The organism is Xenorhabdus aichiensis (genome assembly GCF_028598775.1).
Lineage (GTDB): Bacteria > Pseudomonadota > Gammaproteobacteria > Enterobacterales > Enterobacteriaceae > Xenorhabdus > Xenorhabdus bovienii.
In genome coordinates this window covers 1-12,043 of record NZ_JAQRFO010000071.1, presented here as the reverse complement: position 1 = coordinate 12,043, position 12,043 = coordinate 1, and the positions used below count along the sequence as shown (strand labels likewise).

General features: G+C 53.8%; 17 protein-coding genes. All 17 read right to left on the bottom strand.

The annotated features are described in order from the left end of the window. A partial coding sequence (locus PSI22_RS19985; RefSeq protein WP_273581263.1) for a baseplate J/gp47 family protein occupies positions 1 to 1,121 on the bottom strand: 1,121 nt, incomplete at its 3' end. After that, positions 1,114 to 1,458: a contractile injection system sheath initiator gene (locus PSI22_RS19980; RefSeq protein ID WP_238099460.1), complete on the bottom strand. Its 345-nt coding sequence runs from the start codon at positions 1,456 to 1,458 to the stop codon at positions 1,114 to 1,116. The genes PSI22_RS19985 and PSI22_RS19980, both read right to left, overlap by 8 nt. Then, on the bottom strand, positions 1,455 to 2,147 hold the full coding sequence (locus PSI22_RS19975; protein ID WP_273581262.1) for a Gp138 family membrane-puncturing spike protein: 693 nt from the start codon (positions 2,145 to 2,147) through the stop codon (positions 1,455 to 1,457). The genes PSI22_RS19980 and PSI22_RS19975 overlap by 4 nt, the downstream gene beginning before the upstream one ends. 3 nt (positions 2,148 to 2,150) lie before the next feature. Further along, positions 2,151 to 2,966, bottom strand: a complete 816-nt coding sequence (locus PSI22_RS19970; RefSeq protein ID WP_273581261.1) for a baseplate hub protein — start codon at positions 2,964 to 2,966, stop codon at positions 2,151 to 2,153. Continuing rightward, positions 2,932 to 3,252 (bottom strand): phage baseplate plug family protein, encoded by a 321-nt coding sequence (locus PSI22_RS19965; RefSeq protein ID WP_273581260.1) that lies wholly within the window; start codon positions 3,250 to 3,252, stop codon positions 2,932 to 2,934. Before PSI22_RS19965 ends, PSI22_RS19970 begins: the two co-directional genes overlap by 35 nt. Continuing rightward, positions 3,252 to 3,779, bottom strand: a complete 528-nt coding sequence (locus tag PSI22_RS19960; protein WP_273581259.1) for a phage baseplate protein — start codon at positions 3,777 to 3,779, stop codon at positions 3,252 to 3,254. Before PSI22_RS19960 ends, PSI22_RS19965 begins: the two co-directional genes overlap by 1 nt. Continuing rightward, positions 3,776 to 5,905 (bottom strand): hypothetical protein, encoded by a 2,130-nt coding sequence (locus tag PSI22_RS19955; protein WP_273581258.1) that lies wholly within the window; start codon positions 5,903 to 5,905, stop codon positions 3,776 to 3,778. Before PSI22_RS19955 ends, PSI22_RS19960 begins: the two co-directional genes overlap by 4 nt. Before the next feature lie 83 nt (positions 5,906 to 5,988). After that, the gene (locus PSI22_RS19950) at positions 5,989 to 6,447 is read right to left on the bottom strand and encodes a hypothetical protein (protein ID WP_273581257.1); all 459 of its coding nucleotides are present in this window, start codon (positions 6,445 to 6,447) and stop codon (positions 5,989 to 5,991) included. A 51-nt stretch (positions 6,448 to 6,498) separates the two neighbouring features. Beyond that, complete coding sequence (locus tag PSI22_RS19945) at positions 6,499 to 6,951, bottom strand: phage tail fiber protein (RefSeq protein WP_238099454.1); 453 nt, start codon at positions 6,949 to 6,951, stop codon at positions 6,499 to 6,501. Positions 6,952 to 6,961: 10 nt separating this feature from the next. Next, positions 6,962 to 8,449, bottom strand: a complete 1,488-nt coding sequence (locus tag PSI22_RS19940; protein ID WP_273581256.1) for a DUF3383 domain-containing protein — start codon at positions 8,447 to 8,449, stop codon at positions 6,962 to 6,964. Between the two features lie 14 nt (positions 8,450 to 8,463). Continuing rightward, positions 8,464 to 8,976, bottom strand: coding sequence for a phage gateway protein (locus PSI22_RS19935; protein WP_273581255.1), 513 nt, complete (start codon positions 8,974 to 8,976; stop codon positions 8,464 to 8,466). Beyond that, positions 8,966 to 9,334 (bottom strand): phage collar protein, encoded by a 369-nt coding sequence (locus tag PSI22_RS19930; protein ID WP_273581254.1) that lies wholly within the window; start codon positions 9,332 to 9,334, stop codon positions 8,966 to 8,968. Before PSI22_RS19930 ends, PSI22_RS19935 begins: the two co-directional genes overlap by 11 nt. Next, on the bottom strand, positions 9,334 to 9,795 hold the full coding sequence (locus tag PSI22_RS19925) for a hypothetical protein (RefSeq protein ID WP_273581253.1): 462 nt from the start codon (positions 9,793 to 9,795) through the stop codon (positions 9,334 to 9,336). Before PSI22_RS19925 ends, PSI22_RS19930 begins: the two co-directional genes overlap by 1 nt. Further along, positions 9,792 to 10,229 (bottom strand): DUF4054 domain-containing protein, encoded by a 438-nt coding sequence (locus PSI22_RS19920; RefSeq protein ID WP_273581252.1) that lies wholly within the window; start codon positions 10,227 to 10,229, stop codon positions 9,792 to 9,794. The genes PSI22_RS19925 and PSI22_RS19920 overlap by 4 nt, the downstream gene beginning before the upstream one ends. Continuing rightward, positions 10,229 to 10,579, bottom strand: a complete 351-nt coding sequence (locus PSI22_RS19915) for a hypothetical protein (protein ID WP_273581251.1) — start codon at positions 10,577 to 10,579, stop codon at positions 10,229 to 10,231. Before PSI22_RS19915 ends, PSI22_RS19920 begins: the two co-directional genes overlap by 1 nt. Before the next feature lie 37 nt (positions 10,580 to 10,616). Beyond that, positions 10,617 to 11,684, bottom strand: a complete 1,068-nt coding sequence (locus PSI22_RS19910) for a major capsid family protein (RefSeq protein ID WP_273581250.1) — start codon at positions 11,682 to 11,684, stop codon at positions 10,617 to 10,619. 2 nt (positions 11,685 to 11,686) lie between these two features. Continuing rightward, positions 11,687 to 12,043 (bottom strand): structural cement protein Gp24 (locus tag PSI22_RS19905; RefSeq protein ID WP_273581249.1); only part of this gene is annotated, 357 nt, incomplete at its 5' end.

Genomic DNA, 12,043 nt, shown 5'->3' with positions numbered 1-12,043 from the left:
GTACCCATTTCCCACGACAGCCCATCCAAAGACAGCTCGACTTTGGTGATAAACAACCGGGGCTCGATGCTGTTAATGGCGGCGGATATTTCAAACGGTGAGACTTCACGCCCGACCACCAGTCCGTTATCACCTTCCCGTTCGCCCCGCACCCACTGCTCAATGGCGGCGGGAATAATGCTTTGAGCGTCCATCGTGGACTTTTTCACCGTGACCCGGCAGAACGTGATTTTCTCGGTGGGACGGTCAAAGCGGATCTCGTACTCCTGTCCACTCACCCGCTCTATTACCGTGACCACTTCCTGTCCGTTATAGGCGGCACCCACCGTTTTGGTTCGCAGCAGTGCACGGGCAATGTCCTCACGGTCACCCCCTTCCACGCAGACATAGACGCTATGGGGCAGTAACTTCATGCCGTCAACCTTCAAAATCTGGGGGGAATAATTTTCACGGTAAGACAATGAGTTCACGCCCTCCAGTTCGTACAGGGAAGACGTGATCGCCTCCCCTACACTGACCGTATTCTTCGCCAATGTCTGTTTGCGCCTTCGCCGGGCGCTGATATCAGATTCAGCTTCACGCCCCACCACGGCATGGGTGGGATTGTTGACGGTTTCCCAGCCCAGGACAGAACTGGCGACCCGTTCTAGGTGTCCGGCTTTGCATTCCACCGTCCCCAGCGTGACCGCCCGCATATCCCCCGTGGTTTTGCCGTTTTTGTCGATAATCAGGGTACGAGTGGTTTCAAACAGCGCGCCGGTGACCGATTCGGCCTGCGCTCCTGTGGGGATAATGGTCTCGGGCACGCCACCAAATTCGACATTGGCCAGATAGGAATGGGTGGCCGCAAATCGATGGCCGCCCATCAGCGCCCAAATTGCATCCAGAAACACCCCACCGGCAATATCGGGATTAATTTGATTAGCCAGTTCTGCGTTGTTACGCACCATCGCGTCACGGTTTTCGGTTTCCATCGTCACCAGTACGCCCTGGGGGGTTTCCGGTGACAGATCGATGTCTTGTCCGAACGCGGCGAAAAAGTCACCTTCCACGGACTCACGCAGGTCTGCCGTATCCGGCACAATCACGCCCTGCCGGGTAATGTATCGATAATCAGCCATTGAGGGTAAAGCTCCCGTAAGTTGAGCGGATCACCGCAATGTAACGTAATGTGTTATCCGCGATGTCTGCCTGAAACGAGACCACTTCTTCCACGCCATCCACCTCACGCATCCGCTCACGGAACGCCGCTTCAAACATCGGAATGTCAGCATGGCGACCGAACGTGGTTTTCCAGTAAGGGATACCTTTGTCCACCTGATGCAGCATCTCTCCCCGCAAGGCACGGGCATAATGAATGCACAAGTTTTTGACCGCCTCAGCATCACGGACTATTGCCAGGTTGCCGTCATCCCCCAGCATCAGGTCGTTGTTTTTGTCTACCGCGAAAGTGATCATAAGGGTGCCCCCGTGTTGCCATCGCCGGTCTGAACACCGCTGTGTTGATGGTTATCGCCAATGTTGCGCCCGTTATGGCGTATCGTGCCGCCGCTGGAATCGCTGTTACCGTTGACGGCGTGATTGCCGTTAATGGTGACATTGCCTGTAAATAACGTCTCCGGCGCATTAACCTCAAACCGGGGCGTGTCCAGTACGGCTTTATCACCATGCAGTGACAGGCAAACAGAGCCATCCATTGACTGGATAACCAATGCATCTAAATTCTTACCATCAATTGCCCAACTCTTAATCGTGTCAGGGAAAAACATCGCATCGCTGAACGAATGCAGCCGGGCGGTGTTGGGCTGATCTTCCTGTCCGCCGCGTTGAAAAATCAGGCTGATATCGCGGTCGTTCGCTTTCAGCCAGCCAAAGTCACCGGGCTTCAGCGGCACACGCAGAAAGAAGCCGCCTCCGCCAAAACGAAAGACCGGAATGTTATGCACTGGCGCGCGGGAGATTGTCTGTCCTTCGGTCGTGGCCATCATCACCAAAGGCTTAATAACCGCCCGGTTGGTCTGGTCGTCATAACTCACTACAGTGGCGGGTAACATGTCTTCGACGTTTAACATCAGGTTGCGAAAGGCCGCCATAAACTGCCCCGCAAGGCTGCCTTCGCTCGCAATATCGCTATTCGGTTGATTCATGATTTAGGCTCGTTTACAGGTTGCGGTATAGAAAAAAGCATCGTCGTGGGAGGCGATATCAAACTTGAGTTGTTCAATAAGGTAATCGCCGTTGAGGGACTTATTTAATTTACTGTCAAGGCGCAACATCCCGCCCAGCACCGATTCGCCATCAATCAGGAAACTGACATCCAGCCCCTTCTCGGTCGCTTTGGGAATGCCCACCATGCCGGACTTCATGGTCAGGATACGCAGGCGGTTTTTGAGCGATTTGTGGCTGTCTTTGACATACATCACCTCATCGTCAATAAAGGCTTTTACCCCGCCGGACTCCTGCAATCGCGTGACCTGAGACAGTGCTGCGCCGCAGTAGTACCAGTTGGCAATGTTTTTATCCGTGGCCTGAAAATCCAGTTTGACCTTGCAGTCGTTTGCAATGCCCTGTGCAATCTCTGACAATTTCTTCATCGCCCCACCGGAGGAGGACACTATCTCACCGCTGTTGCTGTTTCCCGTCTTGGCTTTCAGGGTTAAGGTCACCTCGGGCGGGGAGGCAATTTCTGCGCTGACAATATCACCGACAAACACCCGAAACAGGCCACTGCTCATCCGCCCGGCTTCCAATATCAGGCGACGTGGCTGTTTGCTTTTGGTGTAGGGGCTGGTTTGGGTCAGGAGAAAATCACGGGTATCCGTGCTGAGGCCATCAATATTCACGGAACATTCATTTTGCAAGGAATTGGCGTACTTGGTGCCGGAGGCCGAGATACGCATGCCCTCGTACCAGTTCAGCCGCCCGCTGACTTCAATCCCCAGCCGGATACGTCGCAGGTCTATCATCATCACTCCAGTAAATCAGGGTTTGGGTCGATTCGAACTGTTCCCACCAGGGCAGGACGTGATCCTCGGTCAGCAGGGCAAAGTTCCCCGCCGGACTGAGATAGGCGTAAGGGATCAGGCGGGCATTGGCCACTAAGCGACTGCCCTGAATGACCGTCACCTCATCACGCTGGATATCACACACCATCGTATGGCGGGCGGCTTTCAGGGTGATAACCCAATTCACGCTGTCAAGGGTCACGGCCAGCCGTTGATTGGGGATGGCCCGTAAGGGAATTTCGCGCATTATTTATCTCCGAACAGGGGATCGCCGTCCATTATTTTGGTGGCAACGGATTTTTTCTTCCCCGATACGGTTCGGGTCTGGACGTTGCCCCGATTAACCGTGCCGGACTGGGTTTTCTTGGCCACTTTCCGGGGCGGCAGTTCCCCGTATTCCGGCTCAATCGTGCGCCATTCCGAAAACCGCAGGGATAATTTGATCGCATCGGCCATCTCCGATACTTCATCGTGGTAGAAGTTGGCCAGTATCATCGGCTGGTAGGTTTTCACCCGGGTCTGGATACCCACTAACTGATGGGTATCATAGGCCTGTTGCATGGCGGCAAAGCTGTTCTTCAGCTCGCCGGTAAGTAACAATTCCATGCCTATCTCCACCGCCTCAACCACAATGTGATCACTGCGGGTTTCCCCATTCTCGACCTGAAACTTCGTCACCTTATGCTCATCCCGGACACTGACCTGTATCGGACTGGCGCTTTCAAACAGGGTGGCAAAGGTATTCACATTGAAAATTTTCACCTCGGTGATCATTTAGCTACCCCCGTGGCGGTTTGCTGACCCAAGTCCTGCATCTGGTTAGTCAGTTCCCCCTTGACGTCTTTTGCCACGCCCTGCGCATCCGTCGCCTGCGTATTGACGTTAAGTTCACCAATTTGCATATTCACCTCATTAGTCTGGTGTGACTGGTTACTGATCGCCTGACTGGTCATCGGATTAAGCGGGTTTTGGGCTGCTGCTGCCAGTTGTCGGTTAAGTTTTTCCATATCGGCACGAACGGCTTGCTTCCCGTCTTCGCTTTTAGCCGGCTTAGGCGGTTTTGCTTCTATCTGTCCGTCTTCATTGACCGAGCGCTGCACGACCTCCACCTTTTTGTCATCCCCAAAGCCAAACCAACCCTTGACCGAGCTGATCCCCTTGGAAACGGCATCAATTCCCTGGCTTATCCAACCAATGACTTTTTTCACCTGTTCCCACATCCATTTAAAGGCCCCCACTACCGCATCCGAGACGGTATCAAAGACCCCGCTGAACTGACTGCCCCAACCCAACAAGGTGGCAACTGAAGCCAACAGCCAATTAATGAACGCATTGATTTTCTGGTTCATGTCATTGAAGGCACCCACCACTAAATCCGCCACAAATTTCACGATAACCTTGAGATAATCAAACAGAATTTTCCACGCTTCCCACAACATCATGATCACTTTCTTCACCATCGGGTACTTATCCATGATGCGCCCAATCATCGAATCATTGCCTTCGATAAAGTTCATGATGTCGTCATAGACAATGGCAAAAGCGGCTGCCAGCAACGCAATGATGGCGATTATGGCTAAGATGGGCCATGTGGCCGCGAGTGTCGCGGCAGCGGCGGCCAGCATAGGGGGAACGTAAAACACCGCCACCGCAATCCCGACCGCGATAAAGAAGCCGGTAATCAGTGTCTTGTTGTCCTTGCAGAAGTCAATAAAGGTGGACAGCCACTCCATTGCCTTGGCCAGAACAGGGATCACCATTTCCAAGAAGCTGTTTTTCAGCAGCCCCGAAGATTGGTTAAATTTGTTCATGGCCGCATTGAACTGGATGGATTTTTCGATGGATTCCTTGGTGATACCGGAATATTCTTTCTGAATGCCCATCACCCGCTCCAGCTCCTTGCGGCCTTTCATCATCAGTTCAACGGTTTTCTCATCCGAGACACCCATACCTGCCAGCGTCGCCTTGGCCTTGTCAAATTTCATCCCCTTGACTCTATCCGCCGTGGCCAGAATTTTCTCCATTGACTGAGTAGTGTTACCAAAGGTTTTTGCCATCGCCTCAAGGTCAGTCGCGGCCGCTTCACGCGTGCCGCCCAGTTCCGTCATCGCGCCGCCGAACGCGTCTACATCGGCCGTGGCAATGCCGATTTTTTTACCCAGTTTATCAAGCTGCTCAATTTCCTGAGCGCGCGACATGGCATCAGAGAAAATACTGCCCAGGCTCATCACAATACCGGCTGCGCCTAATGCCTTGGTCGCAAACCCCGCGACGGACTCACCCGCATCTTTATATTTGCCCTTCGTGTCAGTCAGCATGCGCTGTAAATGGCTTTGGGCTTTCGCCTCATCTATCGCGGCCTGAATGCCCTTAGTGCGCATGGTCTCAATAAATTGCGCATAGTCGGCATGCAGTGATTCCACAATCGCCTCAACCGATTCTTTCGCCTTGGCATTCTTTTTCTCGGCCTCCGTGAGATTATCCAGCTCGCCATTCAGGGCGGCTAATTCCCCCTGCAACTGTTCATATTGTGCATTCAGTTGCGTGACCGTGTCGCCGCTGTCCTGCATACCCTGACTGGCCTGTTCACGCTGAGTATCGAGGGCAGCGATAGTGCTCTCCAGCTCGCTGATTTGGGCGCGAACCGAAGACAGTTTTTCGTGGGTGTCATGGATGTTGACGTCAATGTCAAAGGACTCGCCGCCTGACACGTCCTGTAATGTCGCCGCCAGCTCCTGTACGAAGTTCCCAAAGCTCCCCGCCCCCTCTTCTGCGGCTTGTTGCGTCCGTCTCATATCGGCGATGATGTCATCGGTTGAGCGGCGAAAGCGATCAAAGGCATCGTCGACCTGACGGGTATCAAATTCAAATATCTGGACAAAGGTATCCATCAGGGACATTTATCGCTCCTTTGAAGCTGCAAGCCGCTCGTTATAACGGTTAGTGATGGCGATTTCCCATAGGTCGAACGCCTCTTCCAAATCTAGGGATGTTTTGAGTTCGGTTTGGGTGGCAAGTTTTTCACTGAGGATGACGGCAAAGAACCCATCAGCGTTTTGATAATCGACGGGAGTGAACCGCTGATTTTGTCCAGCAGGAATTGGAGGAAACCGCGGTTCCCGTCTGCCCCGAAAAAACTGGTGTTGTACCGCAGCATTTCGAGTTCCAGACGGATAAGTGCCTCCCCGTCCGGCACATGGTTATCAATCAGCGTCTGGGTTTTCAGCAAGATTTCCTGCCCGTCAATGTCTACCGCCACATAGCGCATCATCTTAAGCATGGCTTCATGGCTGATGGCATAGTCGCCAATCTTCGGCGCATTGGAGAGCGGATATTTGGCCAGGATTTCCCGCCCTACCGTGGCAGGCAGGCGGCTGATAATGTACGTATGTTCTTCACGGTCAGCATCCGTGATGGTGATCTCTTTCGGTTTGATTAACATGGCAACCTCAATAAAAAAGGCGGGAAAACCCGCCACGATTCAAAAAATAGCTTAACGCGCCCGTGTGCGGTCGAAGTCCTGAAAGACAAAGGTGTACTGTTTGGATTTCAGGCGTCCGGCACTGGCGGCCGAGTTACCCCGGCTGCCGTTGGTGATCTTGCCGTTGCGCGCAGTGGTAGTAGAACCATCACCATAAGAGGCGACAAGGGTAATAATGTCGCCTGCATGGCGACGCCCCCGCTTGGCAGTGTTAGCCTCCAGCAGAATAGACAGATTTTCGTCTTCCTCACTGCCTGCCAGCACATTGATCGTGACTGTTTGCGGTGTCGGCGTTGACCAGACCACCAGATTGCCGTTGATATCCATCCCCGTTTGGGCAATATCGACCGCAGGCAAGTCCAGCGGATCGGCATCATCGGCAAATTGGGTGATTTGAATGCCGGACGGAAAGGTTTTAGTGGCCTGGATCACCAGACTCAGGCCTGTTGCGGATACATCATTCATTGCGTGTTCCTTAGACTAAATTGTGGGAGCCTTCGATCTTACGAACCCAGTCACCCTTGCCATAAATCAGCACGTATTTCATGACATGTTCGGGCAAATCTGACTTGCCAGTGTTTTCCACGATGTGGGCGTTATACCAGTAGCCTTTGTCCTGCACGTCATGCCACGCCAGATCATCACCGGACGCATCCGCAATGGCGATTTTTTGCACTTCGGTTAAGGTTTTGCCCGGTAAAATCGTGCCGTTATTGAGTGCCTGGGTCACCGCCCCCGCAATCACCGCCATCGCCCGCGCTTCCCCGTCTTTATTGGCAGGGACACCGCGCGTCGCCATCAGTAACGAAAACCATTGTTGGGTGATATAGGACTTCAGCCACTGCTCATTCGCATGGACGCTCATATCCGATGGATTAGACACACCACCACACAGGAAGCCGCGCTGATAGAAGCGGATTTGCGATCCCGCCACTGCCGTTTCGCCGTAGTAGTTCACCCGCAGCTTATCCAGCGTATCCGCGTCCATATCCGTGCTGATTTGTGACGGGAAAGTCACACCGAACTGACGGTACATGTAGTTGATTGTGGCATTCGTCCGGTCGTAATCGGTCGCGGCCATAATCGCCATTGGCAACGCCTGCACAAAATGGTCATCACCGGTTTTGAGGTTCAAGCCCGTTGAGGCGGTGCCCATCAGTGCTGCGCTGTAGTCTTCGGCGTTATCAGCGGTCACATTCAGATGCAGTTGATACTTCACATTTTCCCCGGCCACGTACTGCGCCAGCGCGATGGCTTGTTGCAAGGGAATATCGGTCAAAAACGTCGCACTGCCGAAAGAATCCGACACTTTTTCAGCGGCAATAAACGCCTCCAGAGGCGATTGTGCTGCATTCCCGGCGGAACGGGTGCCGGAAGAGAGTCCCATCGCATCAGCCAGCACCGAATACGCCACATTGATATCAGATTTTTCCTGCACCCCGCCACTGAGCACAAAGGCGCTGTCCATCGCATTAAAGGTGATATACGCATTGACAAACTGGGGCGTTTTCTCGGCATTCAGTTTGGCCTGTACCGCTGAACCCACATCGGCATAAGAGGTGACTTTGGACAAATCAATGTCGCTGAACACTTTCATTACCCCGCCGATGGTGACCGTCATCGAACCATCCACCAGCGCTTTCAGTTCATCCAGTGACGCGGCTTTGGTGCCATAAACCGCTGGCGCACGGCCTATCGGTTCATAGGTGGCTATCTGTAGCGCTTTTGGCTTGCTCACAGGAGCGGGGCTGACATAGCTGAAATACTGGCGGGCGAATTTAGCTTCCGGCGAGTCTGCGCCCAGCAGTTCATCCACCTGCCCGCTGGCGAATTCCAGTACCTTACCGGCGGGAATTTTGGGATTAGTCGAAAACAGGCGACCCGTGAGCTTGCGCATCGGTACGGCAGACGCACCGATCACTGCACTCGCGATGTCGACATATCGAGTTTGTTTGATTGGCATAACGAAACCTTGTGTTAGATTCGGTAAATATCGGGATACAGCGCGTTAACGGCGGCTGTGTTGGGCGTGATGACACGCGGGTGTGTGATTTTGACGTCAAACGAGGGTGACATTTCATAGTTGCCCTGGTCGTTAATAAAAAACGGGGTACGCAGATTGCCGGCACGTTGAACACCGATCCCCTGTTTGCGTAGTGCTTCCACAAAGGGTAACGAGTTGATAATCATCCGCACGGTGGCGGTGATATCGTTGGCCGTGAATGTATCGTGTGCTCCCACGCCCTGCACCTGTAGCGTTTTTTCCACGAGCTGGGTTTCACGATGATTCGCATCACGCCCGACAACATGGTAATTGCGCCCCTGCCAGCCGTGCGCGGCTTCCTCGATGGGAAAGAACATCACGAAGCTGGCTTCCCGTCCCTGTTTGGTTGACTGAAACCCGGCCACCACCGGAATAGTGATATTGGCCTCTGATAACTGTTTCAGCAGTTGTTGGCGAATGACAACATAGACTTCATTATCCGTCATGGCCACCGGCCTCGATGCAGATCACCGACTTCCAGCCATCCTGGACGTACCAGTCTGCATCCCCCATCACGTCATATCGACGGCCAGCAAAGACCAGATAATCCGGCGACGTCCCACGCTGAATATTGCGGATATCGTGAGAGGTATACAGACGGCGATACACTTTCGCCGTATCCAGTCCCATCTCCTGCGCGTCCTGCGTATCCACCGCCTGCCAGCTTCCACTGATGGTCACAGGTTCGTGATAGCTATCGATCCAATGCCCCAGATCATTCAGGGTGCGTTCGTTAAACCGATACCAGAGTGCAGTCTGCTGCGGGATATAGCGCGACGCAATGCGATGCAGATTACCAAACATTATTTATCCTCCACGGCGAACGCCACTGCCTGTAACATCTGCCCAGTGTCCACCAGCGGCTTGTTCGTTGCTTTGCCCTTGCTATGACGGCCTGCCCTCGCTGTTATCGTGCTGTCTTTTAACGGTGGGGCCGTCACTGCGCTAATCGCCAGTTTGATATCACCGGCGGCCACACTGCCGACCTGCGTCAAGCCATCCAACACCGAGATATTGCCCTTAATGGCGGCTTTAGCGGCGCGAACCATCAGCCCGCTGTACTTGGACTGATTTTCACTCATGGCCGGACGCATAAAGGGACGGGGCGGAATGCCGCCTGCGGGATAGCCTAATTCCTGGATCGCCGCAACGTAAGCCATCGGGGTGCCATCGGGGTATTTGGATTGGGCAAAGAAACCGACCTTGATTTGCTTCTTGCCCAGCTCGTCATACACCTGCTTCAAGTGCGCCAGTTTCTGGCTCATCGTAAGATCCTCCCTTTATTCGGAAAGCGCCCACCCACACCGCGAAAGGCTGACCGTTCACCGCCTCCGCCCACATAGAACGGCGCACGGCCGCAACGATTGAGCAATGCCAGATATTGCTGGCCAAAGGGGGTCAGGTTGAACCAATGGGAGGTATTCGATCCCACCGGCGGGGCAGTAAAGGAGACGTTAACACTACCGATAGTCGCCGCTGTCACCACGCCCGTCGGGGATTCACCCTGTGCCATTAGCTGGCGCAATTGCAGCATATGCGCCGCCACCAGCATCCATAGCTCGTCAGTGCACACGCCCCTGCACGAGGAAAAGTAATTGAGGGCGGATTGAGAAATGATAAAAATCTCATCATCAGGTACGGCATCAAACTGCGGATACAACACCCGAAACGATTTCAGGGGAAAGGTATCCGGGGTCATTATTTGCCCTTACCTTTTCCCGTATTAGGCACATCCTTACCTTCCGCTTCCAGTGATTCCGGCGTATCCGGCGCGGACTGGTCGCTGGCTTCCATATCGGTGGCCACTTTTTCCGGATCGGCCTTGCGATGCTCGACGGTGATAAAACCGTTTTCTTTATGCAGCTTGAAAACAGCGTTTTCTTTCAATTGCGCGTACTGTTCGGCGCTGACTTCGGTCACCCGCCCGCGGGGGGTGTGCATGGCCTTGGTCATGATATTGGCCTGCCCACAGATAAACACCGCGCCGTCACGAACCGCATAGTTCTGGTCGTTGGACAGGGTGCAATAGACATACAGGGATTGGGACATGAAAGACTCCTTATCGCCCCCTTTCGAGGGCAGCAATTCAAATGCCGGTCAGACGGGTGATCGCCCACGGACGGGTAACAAAAACGCCGGCGGTGGCGTTGGTCGCATCTTCCAGGTAACCCTTGATGCCGTTGTCAGACCCCAGCAATTGATACTTCACCGGGACAACCTGCAGGATGGTGGCATCGGTCGCCGTTGATCCGTCGTCCACGCTGTCGGCGAACATATAGGTGATATTCGCGCCACCATTCGCCTCACGGAATTCTGGTGAGAAGACAAAACGCAGGTTCGGGTAGTTCTCTTTCACCCATTGCCAAACCGTTTCACCCCGTGCCACCGGATTGGCGATGTTCAGTACCGAGCGATAACCTAATGGCAGCACCTGCGTAATGGGGGTGTCATCCTTAATACGCCCACCGGAGGAGAGTTCGATACGGGAGAACATCGCGGTAATATCGCCGGTCACGTCAGCAAAGGTGGCATTCGACCATTTTTTCTTCGCCGTTTCATAGGCGGGCAGGTTCGGATCATTCAGCAGACCAAACGCACGCGTATCGGCACTGTTAAAACCAAAATAGCCGGTGCGCTCACGGGACATTTCCAATGATTCTGTAGCGGCATTGCGCTTTTCGGCAGCCGATTCATACCCGGCCGCGCTCTGCCGTGCTTCTTCCAGCTTACCGACCTGAAAGCCCTGCTCATAACGCACAATGCCCCGGCGTTCGATATCATTCTCATAGCTGGCCAGCGGGATATTGGTGTGGTCACCATACAATTCCGCTTTCGCCACGGGTGTGGCCACATTGAGCATAATCTCTTCGTGATGCCATTCACCGGCGGTCATCACGCCCGTGATTTCATCCAGGATACGGATACGGGTCGCGGTACGGATCAGACCGGGCAAGACATGCTGCAACATATGACGCTGGATAAAGCCGCCTGCCGCTGCGGGGCCGGTTAATGCCGAGTCCATCGTATGCAGGCCACCAAAGCCGATTTGCGCCATTTCGCCATAAGTCCACTTCTGGTCAACCGTCACATCCAACGGGCCACGTGCGCGGATCTCTCTTCCTGACAGATAAAACTTCTCTTGACTGACAGCCATATTCATTCTCCTTTTGCTGCGGTTGGGTAAGGGATTTCAGTCAGACGGATCACACACAGATGGGGATTTTCTTCTGACTCCAGATGACGGGACACAAAGCCGATAACCCGGTCTCCGGCCACGATGCTGTCTTTGGCGGACAATTTGCCCTCCGCATCAAAGACCACGGGGGCGTTAATGCGTTTGACGCCAGACTCCAGCCGCACGTTGACTTCCCCCATTGAGAGAAATTCGCCTGTCATGCCGTTCAGGGCGTAATTTTCCCCGATACGGTAGGCTTTCGGGTTAATCATGATCCCCGCAAAGGAACCCTCACCGCCCACCTGCACCGACTCCACCCCATAATCTTTATAGGTGTA

Coding starts and splice junctions, on each gene's coding strand:
- PSI22_RS19980 (WP_238099460.1), bottom strand. CDS start 1,458: ATGATCACTTTCGCGGTAGACAAAAACAACGACCTGATGCTGGGGGAT.
- PSI22_RS19975 (WP_273581262.1), bottom strand. CDS start 2,147: ATGAATCAACCGAATAGCGATATTGCGAGCGAAGGCAGCCTTGCGGGG.
- PSI22_RS19970 (WP_273581261.1), bottom strand. CDS start 2,966: ATGATAGACCTGCGACGTATCCGGCTGGGGATTGAAGTCAGCGGGCGG.
- PSI22_RS19965 (WP_273581260.1), bottom strand. CDS start 3,252: ATGCGCGAAATTCCCTTACGGGCCATCCCCAATCAACGGCTGGCCGTG.
- PSI22_RS19960 (WP_273581259.1), bottom strand. CDS start 3,779: ATGATCACCGAGGTGAAAATTTTCAATGTGAATACCTTTGCCACCCTG.
- PSI22_RS19955 (WP_273581258.1), bottom strand. CDS start 5,905: ATGTCCCTGATGGATACCTTTGTCCAGATATTTGAATTTGATACCCGT.
- PSI22_RS19950 (WP_273581257.1), bottom strand. CDS start 6,447: ATGTTAATCAAACCGAAAGAGATCACCATCACGGATGCTGACCGTGAA.
- PSI22_RS19945 (WP_238099454.1), bottom strand. CDS start 6,951: ATGAATGATGTATCCGCAACAGGCCTGAGTCTGGTGATCCAGGCCACT.
- PSI22_RS19940 (WP_273581256.1), bottom strand. CDS start 8,449: ATGCCAATCAAACAAACTCGATATGTCGACATCGCGAGTGCAGTGATC.
- PSI22_RS19935 (WP_273581255.1), bottom strand. CDS start 8,976: ATGACGGATAATGAAGTCTATGTTGTCATTCGCCAACAACTGCTGAAA.
- PSI22_RS19930 (WP_273581254.1), bottom strand. CDS start 9,334: ATGTTTGGTAATCTGCATCGCATTGCGTCGCGCTATATCCCGCAGCAG.
- PSI22_RS19925 (WP_273581253.1), bottom strand. CDS start 9,795: ATGAGCCAGAAACTGGCGCACTTGAAGCAGGTGTATGACGAGCTGGGC.
- PSI22_RS19920 (WP_273581252.1), bottom strand. CDS start 10,229: ATGACCCCGGATACCTTTCCCCTGAAATCGTTTCGGGTGTTGTATCCG.
- PSI22_RS19915 (WP_273581251.1), bottom strand. CDS start 10,579: ATGTCCCAATCCCTGTATGTCTATTGCACCCTGTCCAACGACCAGAAC.
- PSI22_RS19910 (WP_273581250.1), bottom strand. CDS start 11,684: ATGGCTGTCAGTCAAGAGAAGTTTTATCTGTCAGGAAGAGAGATCCGC.